The sequence below is a fragment of the Lysobacterales bacterium genome (assembly GCA_019634735.1).
Taxonomy (GTDB): Bacteria; Pseudomonadota; Gammaproteobacteria; order Xanthomonadales; family UBA2363; genus Pseudofulvimonas.
In genome coordinates this window covers 20867-43392 of sequence record JAHCAT010000001.1, presented here as the reverse complement: position 1 = coordinate 43392, position 22526 = coordinate 20867, and the positions used below count along the sequence as shown (strand labels likewise).

The 22526-nt window shown below is 72.0% G+C and carries 15 protein-coding genes and 1 pseudogene; 5 read left to right on the top strand and 11 right to left on the bottom strand.

The features are described from left to right. Positions 1-79 precede the first annotated feature (79 nt). The 7 genes from ppc to KF823_00130 form a co-directional block, all read right to left on the bottom strand. Entirely contained in the window at positions 80-2827 is a 2748-nt protein-coding gene (ppc, locus tag KF823_00160; GenBank protein MBX3724315.1) for a phosphoenolpyruvate carboxylase, read from the bottom strand. 140 nt (positions 2828-2967) lie between these two features. Continuing rightward, a complete protein-coding gene (locus KF823_00155) occupies positions 2968-3738 on the bottom strand; it encodes a YecA family protein (protein MBX3724314.1) in 771 nt (256 codons plus the stop codon). 53 nt (positions 3739-3791) lie between these two features. Further along, positions 3792-5150 (bottom strand): glutamate--cysteine ligase, encoded by a 1359-nt coding sequence (locus KF823_00150; GenBank protein ID MBX3724313.1) that lies wholly within the window; start codon positions 5148-5150, stop codon positions 3792-3794. Positions 5151-5277: 127 nt separating this feature from the next. Continuing rightward, positions 5278-8211, bottom strand: a complete 2934-nt coding sequence (locus tag KF823_00145; GenBank protein MBX3724312.1) for a S8 family serine peptidase — start codon at positions 8209-8211, stop codon at positions 5278-5280. A gap of 445 nt (positions 8212-8656) precedes the next feature. Then, a complete protein-coding gene (locus KF823_00140) occupies positions 8657-9781 on the bottom strand; it encodes a hypothetical protein (GenBank protein ID MBX3724311.1) in 1125 nt (374 codons plus the stop codon). A gap of 213 nt (positions 9782-9994) precedes the next feature. Beyond that, positions 9995-13144 carry an efflux RND transporter permease subunit gene (locus KF823_00135; protein MBX3724310.1) on the bottom strand — a complete coding sequence of 1050 codons (3150 nt, stop codon included), beginning with the start codon at positions 13142-13144 and terminating at the stop codon, positions 9995-9997. Positions 13145-13149: 5 nt separating this feature from the next. Further along, the gene (locus KF823_00130) at positions 13150-14436 is read right to left on the bottom strand and encodes an efflux RND transporter periplasmic adaptor subunit (protein MBX3724309.1); all 1287 of its coding nucleotides are present in this window, start codon (positions 14434-14436) and stop codon (positions 13150-13152) included. Between the two features lie 158 nt (positions 14437-14594). Between KF823_00130 and mnmE the strand changes: the two genes are divergently transcribed. After that, positions 14595-15953, top strand: a complete 1359-nt coding sequence (gene mnmE / locus KF823_00125; GenBank protein MBX3724308.1) for a tRNA uridine-5-carboxymethylaminomethyl(34) synthesis GTPase MnmE — start codon at positions 14595-14597, stop codon at positions 15951-15953. A gap of 76 nt (positions 15954-16029) precedes the next feature. Here the strand turns inward: mnmE and KF823_00120 are convergent. Then, positions 16030-16104, bottom strand: a pseudogene (locus tag KF823_00120) (VIT family protein). An 84-nt stretch (positions 16105-16188) separates the two neighbouring features. On the opposite strand from KF823_00120, the gene KF823_00115 reads away from it, so the two are divergent. The 3 genes from KF823_00115 to KF823_00105 all read left to right on the top strand — a co-directional run bounded on the left by KF823_00115 (position 16189) and on the right by KF823_00105 (position 18387). Next, a complete protein-coding gene (locus KF823_00115; protein MBX3724307.1) occupies positions 16189-16872 on the top strand; it encodes a Crp/Fnr family transcriptional regulator in 684 nt (227 codons plus the stop codon). 92 nt (positions 16873-16964) lie between these two features. Then, the gene (locus KF823_00110; GenBank protein ID MBX3724306.1) at positions 16965-17153 is read left to right on the top strand and encodes a DUF2892 domain-containing protein; all 189 of its coding nucleotides are present in this window, start codon (positions 16965-16967) and stop codon (positions 17151-17153) included. A gap of 13 nt (positions 17154-17166) precedes the next feature. Beyond that, the gene (locus KF823_00105; GenBank protein ID MBX3724305.1) at positions 17167-18387 is read left to right on the top strand and encodes a hypothetical protein; all 1221 of its coding nucleotides are present in this window, start codon (positions 17167-17169) and stop codon (positions 18385-18387) included. Between the two features lie 44 nt (positions 18388-18431). Here the strand turns inward: KF823_00105 and KF823_00100 are convergent, their stop codons facing one another. Beyond that, complete coding sequence (locus KF823_00100) at positions 18432-18602, bottom strand: hypothetical protein (protein MBX3724304.1); 171 nt, start codon at positions 18600-18602, stop codon at positions 18432-18434. 235 nt (positions 18603-18837) lie between these two features. Between KF823_00100 and KF823_00095 the strand changes: the two genes are divergently transcribed. Further along, positions 18838-20511, top strand: coding sequence for a hypothetical protein (locus tag KF823_00095; GenBank protein MBX3724303.1), 1674 nt, complete (start codon positions 18838-18840; stop codon positions 20509-20511). A gap of 105 nt (positions 20512-20616) precedes the next feature. Here the strand turns inward: KF823_00095 and KF823_00090 are convergent, their stop codons facing one another. Together KF823_00090 and KF823_00085 are read right to left on the bottom strand one after the other, a co-directional pair. Continuing rightward, positions 20617-21798 (bottom strand): ABC transporter permease, encoded by a 1182-nt coding sequence (locus KF823_00090; GenBank protein MBX3724302.1) that lies wholly within the window; start codon positions 21796-21798, stop codon positions 20617-20619. Beyond that, complete coding sequence (locus KF823_00085) at positions 21795-22526, bottom strand: ATP-binding cassette domain-containing protein (protein MBX3724301.1); 732 nt, start codon at positions 22524-22526, stop codon at positions 21795-21797. The genes KF823_00090 and KF823_00085 overlap by 4 nt, the downstream gene beginning before the upstream one ends.

Genomic DNA, 22526 nt, shown 5'->3' with positions numbered 1-22526 from the left:
TCGCGCGCTCCTTCCGGTCCGATCGCCCCCGAGGATAGCCGCTGGTGCGCGTGCCACCCGGGCCTGGCGTGGTGACCGCTCAGCCGGTGTTCTGCACGCCGGCGGCGATGCCGTTGACGGTGGTGACCAGGGCGTGGAACAGGGACTCGTCGACGCGTCCGCCGTCGCGCCAGCGGCGCAGCAGATCGACCTGCAGCAGGCTGATCGGGTCGACGTAGGGGTTGCGCAACCGGATCGACAGGCGCAGGCGGCGGTCGCCGGCCAGCAGTTCGTCGGCCGCCTTGATCGCCAGCACCTGGCTGCGGGTCCGCTCGAACTCCGCGGCGATCGCCGGATACATCGCCGCGTGCAGGGGTCCGGCCAGGCGCGAGTAGCGCTCGAAGATCGCCAGGTCGGACTTCGCCAGCACCATCTCGACGTCGTCGATGAAGGTCTGGAAGAACGGCCAGTCGCACGCCATCGCACGGACGTCGTCCAGCCCGAAGCGGGCGACGGCATGGGCCAGGCCGCTGCCGACGCCGTACCAGGCGGTGAGGCCGGCGCGGTTCTGCGACCAGGCGAACACCCAGGGGATGGCGCGCAGCGATTCCACGCCAGCCGGCCGGCCGTCGCCGCCGGGACGCTTGGACGGCCGCGAGCCGATGCGCAGGCGCTCGATCACGTCGATCGGCGTGGCGGCGCGGAAGTAGGCGGGAAAGTCCGGATGCTCGTGGACCAGCCCGCGGTAGGCGGCGCGCGCATTGCCGGCCAGGTCTTCCATCACCGTGCGCCAATGCGCCTCGCGCGGCTCCGCCGGGCGCGGCCGCAGGCTGGCGCGCAGCACCGCACCGGTGGTCTGCTCAAGGTTGCGCAGGGCCAACGAACGGATGCCGTACTTGCGATGGATCACCTCGCCCTGCTCGGTGACCCGCAGCGCGCCGTCGACCGAACCGCGCGGCGCGGCGATCACCGCCCGTTCGGTCTTGCCGCCGCCGCGGCTGATCGAGCCGCCGCGACCATGGAAGAACTCGACGTGGACGCCCTCGGCGCGGCCCAGCTCGGACAGCTCCACCTGGGCGCGCTGCAAGGCCCAGCGGGCGGCCGCCAGGCCGCCGTCCTTGGCGCTGTCGGAGTAGCCCAGCATCACCATCTGGCGCTGGCCGCGGCGCGCCAGATGGGCGCGATAGGCGGTATCTGCCAGCAGCGCCTGCAAGACCGCCGGCGCACCGGCGAGGTCGTGCACGGTCTCGAACAGCGGCGCGACGTCCAGCGGGACCGAGCCGTGGTCGTCGACGCAACCGCCGGCGCGGGCGAGCGCCAGCACGGCCAGGGCATCGGCCGCGCAGCGGCTCATGCTGATGATGTAGGGGCCGACCGCGGCCTCGCCGTAGCGGACCCGGGCCTGCGCCAGGGTCCGGAACACCGCCAGGCTGGCGCGCGCGGGCTGCGGACCCTCGCCGGCCACCGCGGCCGCACTGCCTGCCAGCAACGGTGCCAGGCTGCGGGCACGCTCGCCGGCGCTGCGCGCCGGCCAGTCCGGGTCGCCCAGCAGCGCCGCCACCGCCACGGCGTGCACGCCGGAATCCTGACGGACATCGAGACCGGCCAGGTGGAACCCGAAGGTCTGCACCTTGCGCTGCATCCGCTGCACCGCGAACAGGCCGGCGTGTTCGCCCCGATTGCCGGCCAGGCTGGTGGCCAGCAGCGCCAGGTCGTCGAGCAGGGCGCCCGGCCCGGGGTAGGCGGCCTCGCCGTCGCGCGCCGTATCCGCCAGCCTGGCGGCCATCAGGCCGAGCAACTGGCGGTACGGCATGTCGGCATGGCGCGGGCGCAATCGGGCGGCAGCCTCCGGCAGCATCTCCCGGTAGCGCGCCAGGCGCGCCAGCACCGCGGCATCGATGCCGATCCGCGACGGGGTCTGGCTGAGCAGGTCGCCGAGATGGCGCAGGTCGTGGCGGTAGGCCTCGAGCACCAGCGCCCGCTGCACGCCCAGGGCACCGGCGATTGTGGTGGCGCCGACGTTGGGGTTGCCATCCATGTCGCCGCCCACCCAGGTGCCGAAGCGCAGCACCGGCGGCACGGCGGGCAACGCGCCCCAGGCCTGCACGATGGCGTCCTCGAGCACTTCGTAGAACACCGGCACCACGCGGTACAGGACTTCGGTGAGGTAGAAGCTGACGTGCTCGAATTCGTCGCTGACCCGCGGCTTCTCGGGCGCCGCATCGGCGGTCTGCCAGGCGCTGGTCAGGGCCATGCGCATGCGCGCCTCGTCGGTGCGGCGTTCGTCCGGCGTGCGGCCGCCATCGATGTCGCCGACCAGGCAGGCGACCAGGGTGCGTTCCTTCTCGAGCAGGGCGCGCCGCACCGCCTCGGTCGGGTGGGCGGTGAACACCGGTTCGATGCGCAGCCTGGGCAGCAGTTCGCCCAGCTCACCGAGCGTGACGCCGGCCTCCCGGAGCGCCAGCATCACCGCATGCAGGCCGCCGGGTTGCGGTGCGGCGCCGGCACGCTGGTAATCCCGCCGGCGACGGATGCGATGCACGCGCTCGGCGAGGTTGGCGGCCTGGAAGAAGGCGGCGAAGGCGCGCACGGTGGGCTCCACCCGGTCGTCGGGCACCCTCGACAGCAGCGCGCCCAGCTCGTCGACCGGGGCATCGGTCTCGCGGCGCCGGATCGACGCCTGCCGGATCGCCTCGATCGCCTCCAGGAAGGCGACGTCGACCTGGTCCGCCAGCAACTCGCCGACCAGCGCCCCCAGCCGGCGCACGTCGCCGCGCAGGGGGCCGTCGGAGGGCACGAAGTCGCTGGCGCGGGCCGCTTCGAAGGCGTCTTCGGATCTCTTGTCCATCGGCGAAGCCTACATGGCGGGCGCGGGCGGCAGGAACGCAGATGCTGAGGCGCGACGGGCCACCGTGGCGACCGCAAATCGCGGCGCAGACGCGGCCGCGCGCGATCGATGGCGCGCGCCGGGCGACGCGTGGCGCGCGGTCAGTGGCGGCGCGTCGAGCCGGCCGGGCGCGCGGCCCGCACCGCCGCGAGCAGGCCGGGCAGGCCGGCCAGGATCGACATGCGGTCGTCCAGGCTGGGCAGCTCGCCTTCCGGGTCGCCGATCTCCTGGAGCTGCTCGGGCTCGCACAGGGTCAGCTCCATGGCCTGGTCGAGCAGTTCGGCGACCCGCTCGTCGGCTTCCGCCCAGCGGTCCCAGCCGTCCTCGTCGAGGCCGACGCCGGCCATGAAGCCGATGCCCCAGCCCAGGCCGGCAGGGAAATCCGCCGGCAGCGCCGCCATCGGGTCGTCGTCCTCGTCGAGGTCGTCGAGGTCGATGTCCTCGGGAAAGGCGATCAGCGGCATCTGCCGTTCCAGGCTGGCCGGATCGTCGGGATCGCCGGTCTCCGCCAGACGCTGCGCGATGCGCACCTCGAACCTGGCCAGCAGGCCGGTGAACACGGCCTCGTCGCCCTCCTGCCAGGCCGGTGCACGGCCCATCACCTCGTCGGCCTGGCTGGTCAGGTCGAGCGGTTGCGGCGCCAGGGCGATGGCGCAGGCGAAGCCGTCGAGCATCTCCAGGTCCATGCGCTCGTCGGCGTCGCCGTAGGTCTCCAGCAGCTGGTCGAGCTGCTGCAGTTCGTCGTCCTGCAGGGCACGCGCTTCGATCTGGCTCATCTCGGATTCTCGGAAGTGGGCGAATGCATGGCTGGGGTAGTTCACTGGCCGGATCGCCGGCGCCACCGACCAGGGCAGGCCTGCCGCCCGGCCCATGCCTGTATCGTCCCGGATTCTGGCACACCGCGGCGGCCGCGCCCGGATCGGCGTCAGTAGGCGAACTCCCTGAACAGGGGATCGACGCTGTGCTTCCAGTCGCCCTCGTACAGCTCGAGCTTGCGCTCGGCCGGGCAGCTGCCGCTGGCCACGAACTCCAGCAGCGGCTCCAGGAAGACGCGTTCGTCGGCACCGTGGCGGTTGCGGCGCGCGCGCCGGGCCAGGCCGTGCGCGGCGATCGTCAGCGCCTCGCGCGCCAGGTCGTTGAGGGTGCCGGTGCGGAACGGCGTCTTCAGCGCCTGGCGCGGCACGCCGTCGCGAAGGCCGTGGCGCTCGGCGGGACTGAAGTCCTTGACCAGGTCCCAGGCGGCATCCAGCGCGGTCTGGTCGTACAGCAGTCCGACCCAGAACGCCGGCAGGGCGCACAGACGGTTCCAGGGCCCGCCGTCGGCGCCGCGCATCTCCAGGTAGCGCTTCAGGCGCACCTCCGGGAAGGCGGTGGTGGCATGGTCGGCCCAGTCCTTCAGGGTCGGCCGCTCGCCGGGCAGGGCCGGCAGGCGGCCGGCCAGGAAGTCGCGGAAGCTCTGGCCGCTGGCGTCGATGTAGCGGCCGTGCCGGTACACGAAGTACATCGGCACGTCGAGCAGGTAGTCGGCGTAGCGCTCGAAGCCGAAGCCGTCCTCGAAGACGAAGTCCAGCATGCCGGTGCGGTCAGGATCGGTGTCGGTCCAGATGTGCGAGCGGTAACTCAGGAAGCCGTTCGGCCGGCCATTGCTGAACGGCGAGTCGGCGAACAGCGCGGTGGCCACCGGCTGCAGGGCGAGCGCGACGCGGAACTTGCGCACCATGTCGGCTTCGCTGGAAAAGTCCAGGTTCACCTGCACCGTGCAGGTGCGGGTCATCATGTCCAGGCCCAGGCCGCCGACCTTGGGCATGTACTCGCGCATGATGCGGTAGCGGCCCTTGGGCATCCAGGGCATCTCCTCGCGCGGCCATTTCGGCTGGAAGCCCATGCCCAGGAAGCCGATGCCGAGCGGGTCGGCGACTGCCTTGACCTGGGCCAGGTGGGCGTTGACCTCCCTGCAGGTCTGGTGCAGGTGCTCGAGCTGGGCACCGGACAGCTCGAGCTGGCCGGCCGGTTCCAGGGTGATGCTGGCGCCGGTATCGTCGACCAGGGCGATCAGGGTCTCGCCCTCGTGCACGCCGTGCCAGCCGTAGCGCTCGCGCAGGCCCTCGAGGACGGCCCGGATCGAGCGCTCGCCCTCGTAGGGCAAGGGTCGCAGGTCGTCCCAGATGAAGCCGAACTTCTCGTGTTCGGTGCCGATCCGCCAGTCGGCGGGTTTGCGGCAGCCGCCCGCCAGCCAGTCGGCCAGTTCGCTGGTGTCGTCGATCGGGGGAAGGGCGTCGGCCACGGTGCGCTCCGGAGGGAACAGGCACAGTAGGGGCGGCCCCGGGCAAAGACAATGGCGCCCGGCGGCGCCGAGCGGCGTCCGGGCGCAGGCGGCCGGACGGGGCGCCAGGCCCCCGTCCGACGCAGCCTTACCAGGTCTCGAAGCCGTCGTTGAACAGCGACGAAGGCTTGACCTGCAGGTAGAACTCCGCGGCGCTGTTGTAGGTCTTGTTGAACACCGCCAGACCCAGCCAGTCGCTGCTGGTGCCGTCGTAGCGGTAGCGGATCGCCTCGCCCGCGCCGACGCCGCCGGTGTCGGACTGGGCGACCGCCTGGCCCCTGCGCCGCGTCCATGTGGTGGCGTCGGTGCCGGTCGAGCGGAACAGCGCCAGGCCGAAGTCGTCGTTGCTGCCGGCCGCCGGGATCAGCCGTATGCGGCGCATGGAGTCGGCGCTGAAGCTGATGTCGGCGATGAACAGCGACTGCACCGCGTTGAGCGTGTACGGGCCGAGCAGGCCCCCGGTGTTCGCGCCGATCAACGTGCCGTGCTTGCCGGCGCTGAGCTGGTAGGCCCCGGTGCCGCTGAAGTTGCGTACCCGCCAGAACTGCCGGTTGCCGCTGGGCCAGTGGTTGCCGTCGACCAGCACGAAGTCCAGCGCCGAGCCGGCCAACGCCGAGCTGTTCAGCATCTGCCGGCCGGCCGGGTCGTCGAACCAGCTGCGGTCGTAGAGCTGCAGGTCGTAGTCGGCGGTGTTGGGTCGCACGGCGACGCCATGCCAGTAGTTGCTGGGGGTCGCCTCGGTCGGACGCAGCTCGTAGTGATGGCCCATCGGCCCCGGCGTCGAGCCGCTCTGCCAGTAGCCGTTCGACAGCCGGTCGACGCCCCGCCACCAGCCGCCACCGAACCAGGTGCCGCCGCCCGACCAGCTGCCGAACAGGCTGACGCGGATCTGGAAGATGTCGGTCTCCGGGGCCACGAAGTCGACGATCTCGAAGGGGTTGTTCACGCTGGTCGAGCTGGCGACCAGGGTGGTGCCGTCGCCCCGGTACACGCGCAGGTCGATGTCGGCAGGCAGGGGATCGGTGGTGTAGGCAGCGTTTGGATTGGACTGCCAGTGGATCGCCACCCGCACCCGCTCGCCGGCCTTGGCCAGCATGAAGAGGTTGAACGGCAGGTCGGCGGCAGCCAGGGAACGGAAGTCGAAGTGGCCGCGCTCCACCGTCACCAGGTTGGTGGCGGCGACCAGGGCGCCGGCGCCGTCGCGGTCGGACAGCCGGGCGGCACCCTCGATGTTGTGCAGGGCACCGGCCATCAGGATCGGCTTCAGCGCCTGCGGATGCGGGCCCAGGCTGGTGTCGGCCTGGATCATGTTGGCCGCGGTGGCGGCGACCTGCGGCGCCGAGTAGCTGGTGCCGCCGCCGACGCCGCCCACCGCGGTGGCGCTGTTGGTGCTGACCAGGGTGCCCTGCATGTTGGTGCCGACCGCGACCATTTCCGGCTTCTGGTGGGAACCGCTGGCGCTGTCGCCGGTGGGGTTGCCGAAGCTGGAGCAGTTGGCCATGGCGTCGTCGCCCCAGCCCTGGGTGTTGAGGTCGTTGAAGTTGCCCACCGTCATCGTGTTGTAGCCCTTGCCGGGCGAGGTCACGAAGTTCGACGAGAAGCCGTTCGAGACGCAACCGTTGCCGACGTTGCCGGAGGACTTGACCGGAAAGTCCGCGAGCACGCGCGCGATGTAGTCCAGCCTGCGGTCCAGGGCGTTGAAGCTGCCGCTGCCGGGGTTGTTCTCCGTGAAGAAGCTGTGGTTGAGCACGCGGGCGTTGCTGGCGCCCCAGTCGACCCGGGTCTCGACCGAGGCCGCGCAATTGGCGCTGCGCAGGGTGACGTTGCGCGCCAGGCCACGGTGGGTGGCATGGGTGCTGGCGATGAAGCCCGCCACGGCGGTGGCGTGGTCGCTGCCGGCGGCGCCGGCGTTGCAGTAGCTGTCGACGGTCAGGAAGGGATTCTCGCCGAACACGCGGCCGCTCTCGGTGACCGCAACGGCCACCCCGGTGCCGGTGTAGGCGCCGGCCGAGGCGCCGGCATCGGTGACCAGGTTGGCGTTCTGGGTGACCCGGGCATTGCCCAGTTCGGGCTGCTCCTCCGGCGAGCGCGGATACATGGCGTCGACCCCCGCCAGGCGGGCGACCCTGAACAAAGTCGCCTTGTCGGCGCGGATGATCACCGACGGCACGATGTCGCTGGTTTCCAGGATTTCGGCACCGGCGCCGGCCAGGGCATCGAGCACCGGCATGCGCACGGCAACCAGGGCGGCGCCCAGCTCGGCCAGGTAGTCCGCGTCGCGGGCATCCTGCTCGGCCAGCGCGGCGCGCGCCGCCGTCTCCTGTGCTTCGGAGACATCCGGGCGGGCCTGCTCGTCCGCGGACTTCTCGGTTGCCGCAGGCGCGCCGGTGCCGGCCACCGGTGCCGCATCGGCCAGCACGGCCGCCGCGTCGGTTCCGGACAGCGGGACGTCCGCCTCGGTCTTGCCCGGATCCCGGGTCGCGGCCCACAGCGCCGCGTCCGCCTCTGCCGCCAGTGCGGCGGCCAGCTCGGCCTGCATATCGGCAGGCGGCTCGTCGTGCAGCGGCTTTGCGGGTCCGCGCAGGGCCAGCGCCTCGGGCGGGTCGAAACCGAACCAGACATCGACCTCGACCGGCGCATCGGCGGCCGTACGGCCGAGCAGCTCCAGCAGGGCCGGGGTCAGGGCGCCGTTCACGGCACGCCAGGCGGCGCCGGCACGGGCGATTTCCTCGCGTCGGTCGACCGCCCGGTCGCCGGCCAGGGTGACGCCGACGATGTCGCCGGTGGCGGTATCGACGGCTTTCAGGGTGAGCAGTTCGGTGCCATCCAGCAGTCTTTCCGGGGCGACCACCAGCTGGGACAGACGCTGCGCGGGCAGGCCCAGGTGGCTGGCAAGTCGCGTTGCCGGGTCGGTCGAGGAGGCGACTACCGGCGTCGTGGCTGTCCAGCCGGCCAGGCCGGCGGCGAGGGTGACCAGGGCCGCGGCGGCGACCATCGGTCCGGGACGGGAGGGCGTGCGCATTATTTTCCCCTGGGTGTGATGAGGTACTCACTCCCTACGTAGGAACGTCCGTGGAGGGGACAGGCGAACACCGGCGACCCGGCTGCGCGCTCAGCACCAGCCGGCCAAGCGCCCGGACCTGTCGCGGTCTCCGGCGGAGGGGGCCAACTCGATGCCGGCAAAGGCCGCCTGCGGGCCATTGCGCAAGCGTTCGGCTCGCCGTGCCGCCTTGGATGCCGTGACGGTGACGGACAGCGCCTTTCAGGTGCGGGACATCGCTGTCGCCGGCACAGCCCGGATGCGCAGGTGTTTGTCGGGAATGCCTGTGGTCCCCTGCCGGTGGGCCATGTGGCCGTCGACCCGGGGTGGACGCCTGTGCTGCGCCACTGCGCGAACGCCCGACCAGGCGAGCGCGCTGGCCTTCGACGCGTCGGGATCGTGTACCCCGGTTCCTGGCTGCGACGGCTCAGGGCCCCGCGAAGCTGCTGGCGAAGATGGCGTCGTGGGGAAGGCGGCGCAGCAGCACGGCCCGGGTGCCTGGCGTCGACCCGAAGCGGGCGGTCGCGGCGATGTCGCCCGGCGTGTTGATCGCGTTGGCGGCAAGGATCAGCCAGGGCGAGCCGGCAGGCAGCAGGTCGTTGAGGTCCTGAAGGGTACCGCCCTCCAGCAGCCAGCCCCGGCTGCCCAGGGGCGAGTCGTCGAGCTGGGCGGTGCCAACCACGCTGCCGGCGTCGTTGACGTCGTTGGCGAGCGTGCTGATCGCCCCCGACAGAGCAGGCAGGACCTCGCCCGGTTGCGCCGGATCGTCGACATGCCAGCGCAGCGCGAAGAAGCCGCCAGGGCCGTTGCCCGGTCCGCGCTCGACACCGACCACACGACCGCTGTCGCTGATCGCTGTCGGTCGCCGATTGCGGCCCGGCGGGCCGAGGACGCGGATCCCCGCGTCGGTCCAGAGCAGGGCTTGCTGCTGGGCGCCGACCGCGTTCAGGGTGGCGAAGCCGGCGATCCGGCCGAGGTTGTCGATCGCCTGGGCCGAGGTGTTGAAGGTTTCCTCGTACAGCCCCAGTCCCTGGAACAGGAAGTTGCCCTGGCCATCGACACGGGCGCGGTAGGCCTCGAAGCGGAAGCCGCCGCCCGGCAAGGCCAGGGCGCGCTGACCGACGATCTCGCCCGACTCGTTGACGTCGTTGCCGATGCTGGCCAGGTACAGGGCGGCCGCCCCGCAGCCGTTGGGCGTGGGAATGCATTGCAGCGCATTGCCGACCCGCGCCCAGCCGATGCTGCTGCCCGGGAGCTGGCCGACGATGAGTCCATTGCCGTTGCCGGCGCGCAGGAAGTGTTCGTCGTAGAAGCCGCCGTCGAACACCTCGACATCGCCCTCGACGTGCCCGCGCCAGACCACCGGCTTCCAGCGCGAGCCGCTGCCCAGCAGCATGCCGCTGGCGGTCCCGTTGTCGCGCAGGTCGACGAGCTGGCTGCCGCCGTTGGCCGGCAGCAGGGCGCTCAGGTCGACGACCTCGAAGCGCGGGTCTGCGTGCGCCGACAGCAGTGGAGCCAGCGCCAGGGTTGCGATGATGACTGGGCGGAACATGGCCCTCTCCCTGCTCTGGCCGCCAGTGGACCCCCGTCATCATCAAGACGGCGTGCAGGAATCGTGAGGGGCCGCTGATGACGCCAGCCGGGGTGCCGGTTGTTCCGGCCAACGACGGGCAGCGGGTCCGGGACGCAGGCCGGCCCGGCCATCGGGTGGCCAGCCCCGGCGGCTGGAGGGATGCCGCCGGGGCCCGGCCGTGCCGGGGGAGGGTCAGCCCGGCACGGAGGCCGCCGTGGCCGGAAGGCCACGACGGCGGCGCACACGCTCGCGCAGGTTGTAGAGCATCAGGTACAGGGTCGGGATCAGGAACAGGGTGATCACCGTCGCGAACAGGATGCCGAACGCCAGCGAGGTCGCCATCGGGATGATGAACTGGGCCTGCAGGCTGCGCTCCATGAGGATCGGCACCAGGCCGAAAAACGTCGTCAGCGAGGTCAGCAGCACGGCGCGGAAACGCTGGGTGCCGGACTGCACGACCGCCTCCTCGACCGGCAGGCCGTCCTCGCGGCGGGCGCGGTTGATGAAGTCGGTCATCACCAGCGAGTCGTTGACCACCACGCCGGCCAGCGCGATCACGCCGAACAGGCTCATCATCGAGAAGCTGACGCCGGTGATCCAGTGGCCGAACACCGCGCCGATCACGCCGAACGGGATCACCGACATGATGATCAGCGGCTGCGCGTAGGACTTCAGCGGGATCGCCAGCAGCGCGTAGATCAGGAACATCGACATGATCAGCGCGTTGTTCATCTGCTTCTGCATCTTCTCGCGCTCGGCCTGCGAACCGCCGGCCAGCTCGCGCACGCCGGGGTGGTCGCGCAGCAGCTGCGGCAGGAAGTCGCGGCGCAGTTCCGGCAGGACCTTCTCGGCGCTGGTGATCGAGGTGTCGATGTCGGCCTGGATGCGCACCGTGCGGTTGCGGTCGACCCGGTTGATGCGCGAGTAGCTGGTGCCGATCTCGACCTCGGCGACCTGCGCGAACGGCACCAGCTCGCCGGCCGGCGTGCGGATGCGCATCTGCTCCAGGTTGGCCAGCGACTGCCGCTCGGCGCGCGGGTAACGCACCATCACGCGCACCTCGTCCTTGCCGCGCTGGATGCGCTGCGCTTCCTCGCCGTAGAAGGCCTGACGCACCTGGCGGCCGAGGTCGATCTGGCTCAGGCCAAGGGCCTGCGCTGCCGGCTTGATCTTCAGGCGGATCTCCTGGGCACCGGTGTTGATGGTCGAGACAACGTCATAGACGCCCTCATAGGCGCGCAGCCGCTGCACCAGTGCGTCGGCAGCCCGCTCGAGCTGGTCGTTGTCCTCGCCGGTCAGCCGGAAGTCGATCGGCCGTCCGCCGGGATTGGTGCTGGCGAAGATGCGCAGCTCGCGGGCGCCGGCGATCTCGCCGACCTTCTCGCGCCAGCGGTTGCTGATCTCGTAGGCGTCCCATTCGCGGGTCTCGCCCTTGGTGAGCTCGAGTACCAGGGTGCCGCCGGTATCGCCGTTGGTGAACACCAGGGCGTGGTTGACCAGGGTGCCTTCGGCGTCCGGGAACTCGCCCTTGTAGTCGGCCTCGACCGCGTCGATCGCGGACTGCATGCGCTCGAGGGCGGCGTCTCGGGCGCTGGGCGCGCTGCCGTCGGCCAGGCGCAGGCTGGCGTTGATGAAGTCGCTGGGCACGTCGGGGAAGAAGATGAAGCGGACCTTGTCGCCGCCGAGCAGGCCAAAGGCCAGGATCACGCAGGCCAGGAACAGCGACAGCGTCACGCCGCGCCAGGCCAGGGCGCGCTCGAGCAGGGGCCGGTAGACCCGCTCGATGAAGGTCTCGAGCCCCCCGGAGAAGCGCCGTTGCATGCGCGCCAGCCGTCCCGGCTGTGCCGACAGCGGCTTCATGCCCGCCAGATGCGCGGGCAGGATCAGCTTGGACTCGACCAGCGAGAAGAACAGGCACAGGATCACCACCCACGACACCGAGGTCAGGAACACCGCGGCGTTGCCCTCGACGAACATCAGCGGGCCGAACGCGGCCATCGTGGTGAGCACGCCGAAGGTCGCCGGCAGCGCCACCTTCTTGGCGCCACGGATCACATTGTCGACGCTTTGCCCGTGGCGCTGGGTTTCCGTGTAGGCGCTTTCGCCGATCACGATGGCGTCGTCGACGACGATGCCGAGCACCAGCAGGAAGCCGAACAGGCTGAGCAGGTTGATGTTGGTGGCGAACGGCCCGACCGGCATCAGCCACAGGGCGCCCAGGAAGCAGATCGGGATGCCCAGGGCGACCCAGAAGGCCAGCTTGAGGCGCAGGAACAGCGCCAGGCACAGGAACACCAGCAGGGTGCCGGCCAGCATGTTGCGGACCATCATGTTGAGACGGTCCTTCAGGTAGAAGGAGCTGTCGCCCCAGACCGCCAGTTCGGCGCCGGGCGGCATCTGGCCGCGCTTTTCCGCGACGTACCTGTTGACCGCGTCGCTGATCGCGATGTCGTTGCCGCCGTCCGAGGCGATCACCGACATGCTCAGCGAGGGCTTGCCGGCGAACAGCGCGTAGTTCTCGGTCTCGGCGAAGTCGTCGCGGATCGTGGCGACGTCGGACAGGCGCAGACGGGTGCCGTCCGGATCGGTGCGCAGCACGATGTCGGCGAACTCGTTGCCGCTGTAGACCTGGCCGATGGTGCGCAGCAGGATGTCGCCGGCCTCGGTCTTCACCGAGCCGCCGGGCAGGTCCAGCGAGGACCGGCGCACCGCCAGGGCGACCTCCTCGAAGGTCATCCCGAACTTGCGCAGGTTGGCCTCGGAGACCTCGATGGCGATCTCGTAGTTGCGGTCGCCGACCAGGTTGACCTTGCGCACGCCGGGCAGCAGCTGCAGCTCGTCCCTGACCTGCCGGGCCAGCGACTTGCGGGCGCGGTCGTCGAGGTCGCCGTACACGGTGACCCAGATGACCTGCTGCTCGAACAGCATCTCCGAGACGATCGGCCGCTCGGTCTCGGCCGGCAGGGTCGAGATGCCGTCGACGCGCATCTTGATGTCGGCCAGCGCCTTGGCGATGTCCTGGCCGGTCAGCAGCTCGATCTGCACCGTGCCCGAGCCCTCGACCGCGAAGCTGCGGATCTCCTTGATGCCCTCGACGTCGGCGATCGCCTCCTCGACCTTGATCAGCACGCCATCCTCGACCTCGGCCGGTGCGGCGCCGAGGTAGGGGACGGTGACCTGCACCATGTTGCTCTCGAACTCCGGGAAGGTGCGCTTCTGGATGCCGAAATAGGACACCAGGCCGGAGACCATGATGACCATCATCAGCAGGTTCGCCGCGACCGGGTTGCGGGCGAACCAGGCGATAAGGCCGGTGGGCGGTTGCCGCGGATCGGCGGACATGGCCATCACTCCCCGTCGTTTTCGCCGCCGTCGCCGGAGCGCAGGTCGGCTTCTTCATCGGCGGCGAGGGCGTCGTCGACACCGAACTCGTCGAGCGTGTTGCGGTTGGCCGGCACCTGGGCGACCGCGGTGTCCAGGCCGAGGCCAGGGTCGCGGGTGCGCACTGCCATGCCGTCGACCGGCGCATCCAGGGTCGACACCACGACCCGCTCGCCCGGCTCCAGTCCGCCGTCGATGAAGGCGTGGCTGGTGTCGGCGCGGACGATCACCACCTCGCGCAGGCGCAGGCGGCCGTCGGCGTCGACGGTCATCAGCTGGTTGCTGCCGCGCACGGCATGGCGCGGCACGCCGACCACCTGGTGGCCGATGGTGGCCGGCAGGTCGACTTCGACGAAGGTGCCGAACGGCAGCGGCGGGCCGTTGCGACGGCCCAGCACGCCATACGGATCGTCGACCGAGACCACCGCGTACAGCACCCGCGAGCGCTCGTCGATGACGTTCTCCGAGCGCACCAGGCGGGCCGGCCAGCGCTGCTGTTCGCCGCCGACGCTGGCACGCAGGGTCACCGGGTGCGGCTCGTCGCCGGGGCCGGGCAGGGGCAGGAAGGCGGCATCGAGGCTGGTCAGCGGCACGCGCACCTCGGCGCGGTCGATGGCATTGACGACCGCAACCGCGGTGCCGGTACCCAGGTACTGGCCGAGGTCGACGCGCTTCTCGCGCAGCAGGCCGTCGTAGGGGGCCCGGATCACGGTGCGCTCGAGATTGATGCGCGCCTGCTGCAGGTCGGCCTCGGCGGAACGCAGGTTGGCCTGCGCCTCGGCGACGTAGGGCACGCGCAGCACCAGGTCGCTGGGCATGCCCGGGCGACGCAGGTTTTCCCAGTCGCGGCGCGCCTGGTCGGCACGGGCCTGTTCCTGGGCCAGCAGGGCCTGGCGGTTGGCGACCTGGGCCTCGGCGCGGCGCAGGGCCGCCTGGTAGTCCTTGGCGTCGATCCGCAGCAGCACCTCGCCGCGCCGGAAGAAGTTGCCGACCTGGAAGGAATCGGAGACCTCGACCACCGCGCCGTTCACCTCGGACACCAGGGTGGTGCCGGTGTGCGGCGCCACCGTGCCCTGCGCGGTCAGGATGAACTCGCCGGCGAACGGCCGTGCCGGCTCGACCTCGACCAGCGGCTGCGTCGGCGGCGTGTCCTTCTTGGGGGGCTCGGGCCGGCTCTTGATCAGGCCGGCGGCGACGAACACGGCGACGCCGATGATGGCGACCGGCAGCAGCCAGCGAGCGCGCTTGGACATGGGGTTCTCCCGGGGGGCAAAGGTACGGCTGCAATTGTCCGGTTGCGGACAGCCGCGGACAGGGCCGGAAGTCACCTCGTGCGGCAGCCGGAAGTCATGGTCCGGCAGCCGGTGGCCCGGGTCGGCCAGGTGCCCGGGGGCCGTTATCCTTCCAGACCATGTGTGAACGGGACACCATTGCCGCCCTTGCCAGCGGTGCCGGGCGGGCCGGCATCGGCGTGGTCCGGGTGTCCGGACCGGACGCCCTGGACCTGGGCCGGCGCCTGACCGGCCGGGTCCTGGTGCCCCGCCGGGCGCAGTTCGTGCGTTTCCGGGATGGCGACGGTCAGGTCCTGGACGACGGCCTGGCGATCGCCTTCCCCGGCCCGGCCTCGTTCACCGGCGAGGATGTCGTGGAACTGCACGGCCACGGCAACCCGGTGCTGCTGCAGGCCCTGCTCGACCGCCTGTACGCCCTGGGCGCCCGTCCGGCCCGGCCCGGCGAGTTCAGCGAACGGGCGTTCCTGGCCGGCCGCCTGGACCTGGCCCAGGCCGAGGCGGTCGCCGACCTGGTCGCCGCCGGCAGCCTGGCCGCCGCGCGCGCCGCGCGCCGCTCGCTGGACGGCGTGTTTTCCCGCCAGGTGCACGAACTGCTCGACGCCCTGGTCGCCCTGCGCGTCGAGGTCGAGGCCGGCATCGACTTCCCCGAGGAGGAACTGGAACTGCTCGCCGGCGGCGCCCTGGCCGGCCGGCTGGACGCCGCGCGCCGGCGCCTGGCGGCCCTGCTGGCGGCCGCCCGCCACGGCCAGCGCCTGCGCGACGGCCAGGTGGTGGTGCTGGCCGGCCGCCCGAACGCCGGCAAGTCGTCTCTGCTGAACCGCCTGGCCGGCAGCGAGCGCGCCATCGTCACCCCGGTGCCGGGCACCACCCGCGACGTGCTGCGCGAGGAGATCCGCCTGGGCGAGGTCGGCCTGACCCTGGTCGACACCGCCGGCCTGCGCGAGGCCGGCGACGCCATCGAGGCCGAGGGCGTGCGCCGCGCCCGTGCCGAGCTGGCCCGCGCCGACCACGTCCTGCACGTGCGCGACGCCGCCGATCCCGAGGCCGACCCCGGCCCGGTCGCCGCCCTGCCGGACGGCGCCGGCCTGACCGCGGTGCTGAACAAGATCGACCTGCTGGCCGCCGACACCCGCGCCGCGGCGCTGGCGCGCGCCGCCGGCGGCGGCGGCACCGTGCTGGCGGTCTCGGCGCAGACCGGCGAGGGCATCGACGCCTTGGTCGACCACCTGGCCCGCCTGGCCGGCGCCACCGGCGCCGGCGAAGGCGCCTTCAGCGCCCGCGCCCGCCATGTCGAGGCCCTGCAGCGCACCGCCACCCGCCTCGACGACGCCTACCGCCACCTGACCGACGAACAGGCCTTCGAGCTGTGCGCCGAGGCCCTGCGCCTGGCCCACCTGGCGCTGGGCGAGATCACCGGCTCGCACACCCCCGACGACCTGCTGGGGGCGATCTTCTCGAGCTTCTGCATCGGCAAGTAGGGAGCCGGGCGGCTACCGGGGGCGGGCCTTTGGTGCTCCCGCGAACGTTGCCGCTGGCGGTTCGATGCCGACGCCTTCAGGCCGCCACCCCGAACAGCGCGCCCACCCCGGCGGTGAGCGCCATCGCCAGGGCGCCCCAGAAGGTCACACGCAGGACCGCCCGGCGCGGGCCCGCTGGCTCCAGATGCCCCATGTTTGTGCTTAGATCGGGCGATCGCGGCGAGGGGAGGCGGGCATGGTCGCTGTGCAGTCCGAACACCTGCTGACGCTGTATCCCTGCCTGAGGGGGCTGCCCGGCCATCTCTCGCTGGCGCACTCCGCGCTTCGCACGCTGAATCTTGCGGCCGGCAGCACGCTGTTCGACGAGGGGTCCGCCTGCACGGGCTTCCCGCTGGTCATGGCCGGCGAGGTGCGCGTGCTCAAGACCTCCGCCGGTGGCCGGAGCCTGTACCTGTACAGCGTGCTCGCCGGTGGCTCCTGCGTGCTGACCCAGGGCTGCCTGCTGGGCGAGCGGCCGTACAACGCGCGCGGCGTGGCGCGCACGGACCTGGTGCTGCGCGTGCTGCCGCGCGCCCTGTTCGAGGCGCTCCTGGCCAGCCATCCGCCGTTCCGGCAGTTCGTGTTCGCACTGTTCGCCGAACGCTTCTCCGGGCTGGTCGCGCTGATCGAGGAGGTCGCCTTCAAGCGCGTCGACCAGCGCCTTGCGCGCTTGCTGGTGGCGCGCGCCCCGGTGCTGCACGTCACCCACCAGGCGCTGGCCGACGACCTGGGCAGCGTGCGGGAGATCGTCACCCGGCTGCTGCACCATTTCTCCGAGGACGGCTGGGTGGACCTGGCGCGCGAGCGCATCCGGGTGCTGGCGCCGGACCCCCTGGCGAGGTTCGCGCAGGTGGGTCCGGAGGGTCCCGGGGAGGGGTGAGCCGACGTACCGGGTGCTCGGTAACCTGGGTCACCGACACGGCAGCCGGACCGGCGCAGGATGGAAACACCCCGCCACCGGAGCACCCACCCATGAAAGCCAATGCCGGAACCGTCGACCGCACGCTGCGCATCCTGGTCGGCCTGGCCGTGCTCAGCCTGACCGTGCTGGGCCCCCGGACGCCCTGGGGGCTGCTGGGCATCGTGCCGCTGCTGACCGGACTGACCGGGGTCTGTCCGGCCTATGCGCTGCTGGGCATCAGCACCTGCCCGAAGCGCTGAGGACGAACCGGCCATGAGGACCGTTCTCGCCACCCTGGCCCTTGCCCTGGCCGCCGACGCCGTGCCCGCACAGACCACCGCCTGGATCAACGAGCCTGGTGGGGTCGCCGTGGCCCGCGACGCCGACGACAACGTGTTCACTGCGCGCTGGGACTACAACCCCGCCGGCGACATCCATGTCGCCCGGCGCGATGCCGCCGGCACGGTGATCTGGGAGGCGCGCTTCGACAACCTCGACAGCAGCCGCCACGAGGTCGCCACCTTCGTCGCCGCCGACAGTGGCGGCAACGTGCTGGTGTCGGGCACCGTGCGCTCCGGCTTCGCCAACCCGGCCAACGCCGCCAGCGTGCTGATGAAGTTCGCCCCCAACGGCGCACTGCTGTGGCGACGCGTCTATGGCAGCGACTTCGACGGCTCGTCGACGCGCCGCCTGGTGGTCGACCCCGAAGACCGCGCCCATGTCCTCGGCCTTGGGGTCTGCCCGGCCCGCCTGATGGCCACGGTGCGCCGGTTCGATGCCGACGGCAGCCCGGGCTGGATCTGGTGCGACCAGGCCGGCATCGGCCAGCCGACCATGATCAAGCGGACGCCCGATGGCCAGTTCGTCATCGCCGGCCGCGGCCTGATCGGCGCGGTCCAGGGTTTCGCGCGCATCGACGCGCAGGGCCAGACCGTCTGGTCCCTGGTCGGCATTCCCAGCCTGACCGCGGGCGACATCGCCGGCGATGCCCAGGGCAACAGCTACGTGGTGTTCGCCGAACCCGCCGGCCCGGGCACCCGCCTGCGCAAGCTGTCGCCCGTCGGCGAGATCCTGTGGGAGCGCAGCCACCCGATGAGCGCGTTCCGGGTCGAGGTCGCGCCGGATGGCTCGCCGGTACTCGGCGGCTTCCCCAGCGCCAACGCGGGCGGTGCCACGTTCGCCCGGTTCAGCGCGGCAGGCGACCTGCTCTGGACCAATCCCGATGCCAGCGGCGTCGGGCTGCTGCTGCACTCGGCGATGCTCGTCGACGCCGAGGGCAGCGCCTATCTCAGCGGCTCGACCCTGGTTGCCATGGGCGTGGCCAAGGTTGCTGCCGACGGCAGCACCGCCTGGTCGGTCCTGCTGCCGGGCGGCACCACCACCGGCATGGCGCTGGGCAGTGCGAACCAGGTGTACGTTTCCGGCGGCATCTACGCGGCCCGCATCGACCAGGCGCCGGTCGACGCCGTGTTCGCCGACGGCTTCGAGTCCTGAGGCTCAAGCCGGGGCCGCAACGATCCCCGCATTCGGGGTGCGGCTCAGGCGCGCCTGCCCTTGACCAGCAGGCCGACGCCGACGGCGATCAGGACCAGCGGCCACCAGGTGGCGACCAGGCGGCCCAGGCCGACATTGGTCCAGCCCAGGTTGTTGGCCAGGAACAGGACGCCGACGGCGATCAGGATCAGGGCGGGGATGAGGTTGCGGGTCATGGCAGTCCTCCCGGGACGGTGCGGTGCGGTGCGGTGCGGTGCGGTGCCCCGATGATGCCGCCCCGGGCCCGGTCCGGCCAGTGGCCGGCACGGCCTGGCCCGGGCTTCGGCGGGTCCCGGAGGGCGCCCGGGAGGCTTGCTGTCTGTCGGCGCCCGCTTCCTGCGTAGCAATCCTGTGGCACGCCCTGCCCCGGCGGGCCTTGCCGCCTCCTTCCCCTGCACAGGCTTGCCGCCCATGAAACGTCTGTTCTTCGCGCCGCTCCTGGCCAGCGTGCTGCTGGCCGGCTGCGGCGCCACGCCCGATTCCGGGGCCAGTTCCCGCCCGACCGCAACAAGCACCGGGCCGGTGCTATTCGACGACCTCGGCAGCTACAGCCGCCCGCTGTCCGGCGCCGCGCCGGCCGTGCAGCGCTGGTTCGACCAGGGCATGCGCCTGGTCTACGCCTTCAATCACCAGGCCGCCGCCGAGGCCTTCGCCGAGGCGGCCCGGCTGGACCCGGCCTGCGCCATGTGCCTGTGGGGCCAGGCGCTGGCGCTGGGTCCGAACATCAACGCGCCGATGCTGCCCGAGGCACTGGTGCCGGCCCATGATCTCAGCCGGCGGGCGCTGGCCCTGGCCGGCTCCGCCGCGCCGGCCGACCGCGCGCTGATCGAGGCGCTGGCGCAGCGCTACGTGGCCGATCCACCGGACGATCGCAGCGCGCTCGACCACGCCTATGCGCAGGCGATGGCGCAGGTGGTGCGGGCGCACCCGGACGACCTCGACGCCGCGGTGCTGTATGCCGAGGCCCTGATGGACCTGTCGCCCTGGTCCTACTGGGGCCGCGACGGCGAGCCGCTGGAACATACGCAGGCCCTGGTCGCGGCGCTGGAATCGGTGCTGGCGCGCGATCCGCGCCACATCGGCGCCATCCACTACTACATCCACGCGGTCGAGGCCTCGCCGGACCCGGGGCGCGCGGAACCCCATGCCGACACCCTGGAAGCGCTGGCGCCCGGCGCCGGCCACCTGGTGCACATGCCGGCGCACATCTACATCCGGGTCGGCCGCTACCACGACGCCACCTTGAACAACCTGCGCGCGACCGAGGCCGACGACCGCTTCCTGGCGATCTGCGGCAGCGGCAGCGGCAGCAACGGCGTCTATCCGCTCGGCTACGTGCCGCACAACTGGCACTTCATGGCGATGAGCGCCGGCCTGGAGGGCAACGCCCGGATGAGCCTGCACGCGGCGCGGCAGACCGCGGCCAGGGTCGATGCCGCCCTGCTCGACGAGCTGACCTTCCTGCAGGCCTTCCTGGTCACGCCGCTGCAGGCGCAGGTGCGCTTCGGGCGCTGGGACGAGATTCTGGCGACCGCGCAGGCGCCGGATGCCCGACCCTATCCGCGGGCGATCTGGCACTACGCGCGCGGCCTGGCCTGGCTGGCACGCGGCGACACGGCGGCGGCCGCCGCCGAGCTGGCGCGCCTGGAGGCGATCGCCGGCGACCCGGCGCTGGCGCAGGTGTGGGTGTCGACGCCGAACACCGCGGTGCCGGTGGTGGCGATCGCCACCGACGTGCTGCGCGGCGAGCTGGCCGCGGCCCACGGCCGGTTCGACGAGGCGGCCGACCTGCTGCGCCGCGCCGCCGATGCCGAGGCGGCGCTGGGCTACATGGAACCGCCGGACTGGGCGCTGCCGGTGCGGCAGACCCTGGGCGCGGTGCTGCTGGCCGGCGGGCGTGCCGCCGATGCCGAGGCGGCGTTCCGAGCCGACCTGGCGCGCTGGCCGGAGAACGGCTGGTCGCTGCGCGGCCTGGAGGCAGCGCTGCGCGCCCAGCAGCGTGGTGACGAGGCGGACGCCGTGCAGGCGCGCTTCGCCGCCGCCTGGCAGTGGGCCGATACCGCGCTGGACGGTCCGCGCCTGTAGTCCGCGGGCCATGGCGGCCGCCCGCCCGACGGGTGGCGGCCTCGCTCTCCCGGCGGCCACCCGGCCGCCGCAGGGCGATGCCGGGCAGGTGGCCGCAGCCGCCGCTCAGCTCGAGATCGCCAGCCGCTCGCGGTGGTACAGGCGCACGGTGACGGCGGCCAGCAGCAGGCCCAGCACCAGGGTGCCGGCGATGCTCATCGCGAACTGCTGGCCGGTCACCGTCTCGCCACGCACCAGGTGGCTGATCACCACGTGCTGGCTGACCAGGGGCGCCGCGTACATCCACTCGACCGGCTTGATCGGATTGATCGCCATCATCAGCGACGGCAGGGCCGGCACGATCATGATCATCGACAGCCAGGTCTGCGCCTCGCGGAAGCTCTTGCTGAAGGCGGCGACCAGGGTCTGGGCGCTGGCCGCCAGCAGGGCCAGCGGCGCGATCGCCATCAGGGCGAGCGCGGCGGTGCGCAGGTCCAGGCCCAGCGAGAAGCCCAGCGAGGCGCCGACCGGCATCAGACGCAGGAACAGCGCGAAACCGAAGATCGAGATGACCAGCGCAGCGAACGCGAACACGGTGGTGGCCAGCAGCTTGCCGGCCAGGATCTGGCTGCGCGGCACCGGGTTGATCAGCAGGGCCTCCAGCGACTGCCGCTCGCGCTCGCCGGCGGTGGTGTCGATGGCCAGGTACATGCCGCCCAGGAAGGCGCCCAGGATCAGCATGTAGGGCAGGAAGGCCAGCAGCATGCCGGCGCGGCTCTGCGGGCTGGACTGGTCGCGCTCGACCACCGCAACCGGGCGGACCAGCTCGGGATTGACGCCGCGGGCGGTCAGCCGCAGCGCGGCGTGGGTGGCGCCGTAGCCTTCCAGCAGGCGGCTTAGGCGGCGCACCGAGGCGGCGGTGAACTGCCGGGAATCGTCGTAGACCAGCTCGACCGGGGCCGGGCGGCCCTCGCGCCAGCGCTCGCCGTAGTTGTCCGGGATGCGCAGCACCAGCTCCTCGTCCTGGTCGCGCACCGCGGCTTCGGGATCGGCCGGGGCGTCCTTGATCACGACGTTCTGGCTGCGCAGCCAGGCGACCAGGGCCGGGGCGTTCTCCTGGCCGGCGACCGGCAGGTCCAGGGGGCGCTCGGCGCGCTCGCTGGCCTTGTTCATCATGAAGCCGATCAGCACCACGAACAGCAACGGGCCGAACAGCGGGCCGAACACCAGGGAGTTGAGCACGGTGCGGCGGTCGCGCAGGTTCTCGCTCGCCTCCTTTCGGAACACGGTCAGCCAGGGTGCGCTCACGACAGGCCCTCCTCGCTGCCGATGATGTCGACGAAGGCGTCCTCGAGGTTGTCGCGGCCGGTGCCCTGGCGCAGCTCTTCCGGGCTGCCGTCGGCGACCACGCGGCCGTGCGCGATCACCACGATGCGGTCGCACAGCGCCGCGACCTCCTGCATGATGTGGCTGGAGAACAGCACGCAGTGGCCAGCCGCGCGCAGGCCCAGCAGGAAGCGGCGCATCGCGCGCGTCGACATCACGTCCAGGCCGTTGGTGGGTTCGTCGAGCAGGACGTTCTGCGGTGCGTGGATCAGGGCGCGGGCGATCGCGGTCTTGACGCGCTGGCCCTGGGAATAGCCTTCGGCCTTGCGGTCGGCGATCTCGACCAGGTCGAGCGCGCGCACCAGCTCGTCGGTGCGGCTGGCCAGGGTCGCCTCGTCCAGGCCCTGCAGGCGGCCGAAATAGGCGATGTTCTCGCGGCAGGTCAGGCGCTTGTACAGGCCCTTGGCGTCGGGCAGCACGCCCATCCGGCGGCGCGCCTCCAGCGGCTGGGTCAGCGCGTCGATGCCGTCGACGTGGATGCCGCCGGCGTCAGGCCTGGCCAGGGTGTACAGCATGCGCAGGGTGGTGGTCTTGCCGGCGCCGTTCGGACCGAGCAGGCCGGTGATCTGGCCGTCGGGCGCGCTGAAGCTGACGCCGTCGACCGCCTGCACCTTGCCGAAGGCCTTGCGCAGGCCACTCACCTCAAGCAT

What these genes read in the sequence shown, in the direction of transcription:
- mnmE (MBX3724308.1), top strand. Translation starts at nt 14,595, where the DNA reads ATGTGTGAACGGGACACCATTGCCGCCCTTGCCAGCGGTGCCGGGCGG.
- KF823_00100 (MBX3724304.1), bottom strand. Translation starts at nt 18,602, where the DNA reads ATGACCCGCAACCTCATCCCCGCCCTGATCCTGATCGCCGTCGGCGTC.
- KF823_00115 (MBX3724307.1), top strand. Translation starts at nt 16,189, where the DNA reads ATGGTCGCTGTGCAGTCCGAACACCTGCTGACGCTGTATCCCTGCCTG.
- KF823_00145 (MBX3724312.1), bottom strand. Translation starts at nt 8,211, where the DNA reads ATGCGCACGCCCTCCCGTCCCGGACCGATGGTCGCCGCCGCGGCCCTG.
- KF823_00140 (MBX3724311.1), bottom strand. Translation starts at nt 9,781, where the DNA reads ATGTTCCGCCCAGTCATCATCGCAACCCTGGCGCTGGCTCCACTGCTG.
- KF823_00155 (MBX3724314.1), bottom strand. Translation starts at nt 3,738, where the DNA reads ATGGGCCGGGCGGCAGGCCTGCCCTGGTCGGTGGCGCCGGCGATCCGG.
- KF823_00105 (MBX3724305.1), top strand. Translation starts at nt 17,167, where the DNA reads ATGAGGACCGTTCTCGCCACCCTGGCCCTTGCCCTGGCCGCCGACGCC.
- KF823_00130 (MBX3724309.1), bottom strand. Translation starts at nt 14,436, where the DNA reads ATGTCCAAGCGCGCTCGCTGGCTGCTGCCGGTCGCCATCATCGGCGTC.
- KF823_00095 (MBX3724303.1), top strand. Translation starts at nt 18,838, where the DNA reads ATGAAACGTCTGTTCTTCGCGCCGCTCCTGGCCAGCGTGCTGCTGGCC.
- KF823_00135 (MBX3724310.1), bottom strand. Translation starts at nt 13,144, where the DNA reads ATGTCCGCCGATCCGCGGCAACCGCCCACCGGCCTTATCGCCTGGTTC.
- KF823_00110 (MBX3724306.1), top strand. Translation starts at nt 16,965, where the DNA reads ATGAAAGCCAATGCCGGAACCGTCGACCGCACGCTGCGCATCCTGGTC.
- KF823_00085 (MBX3724301.1), bottom strand. Translation starts at nt 22,526, where the DNA reads ATGCTTGAGGTGAGTGGCCTGCGCAAGGCCTTCGGCAAGGTGCAGGCG.
- ppc (MBX3724315.1), bottom strand. Translation starts at nt 2,827, where the DNA reads ATGGACAAGAGATCCGAAGACGCCTTCGAAGCGGCCCGCGCCAGCGAC.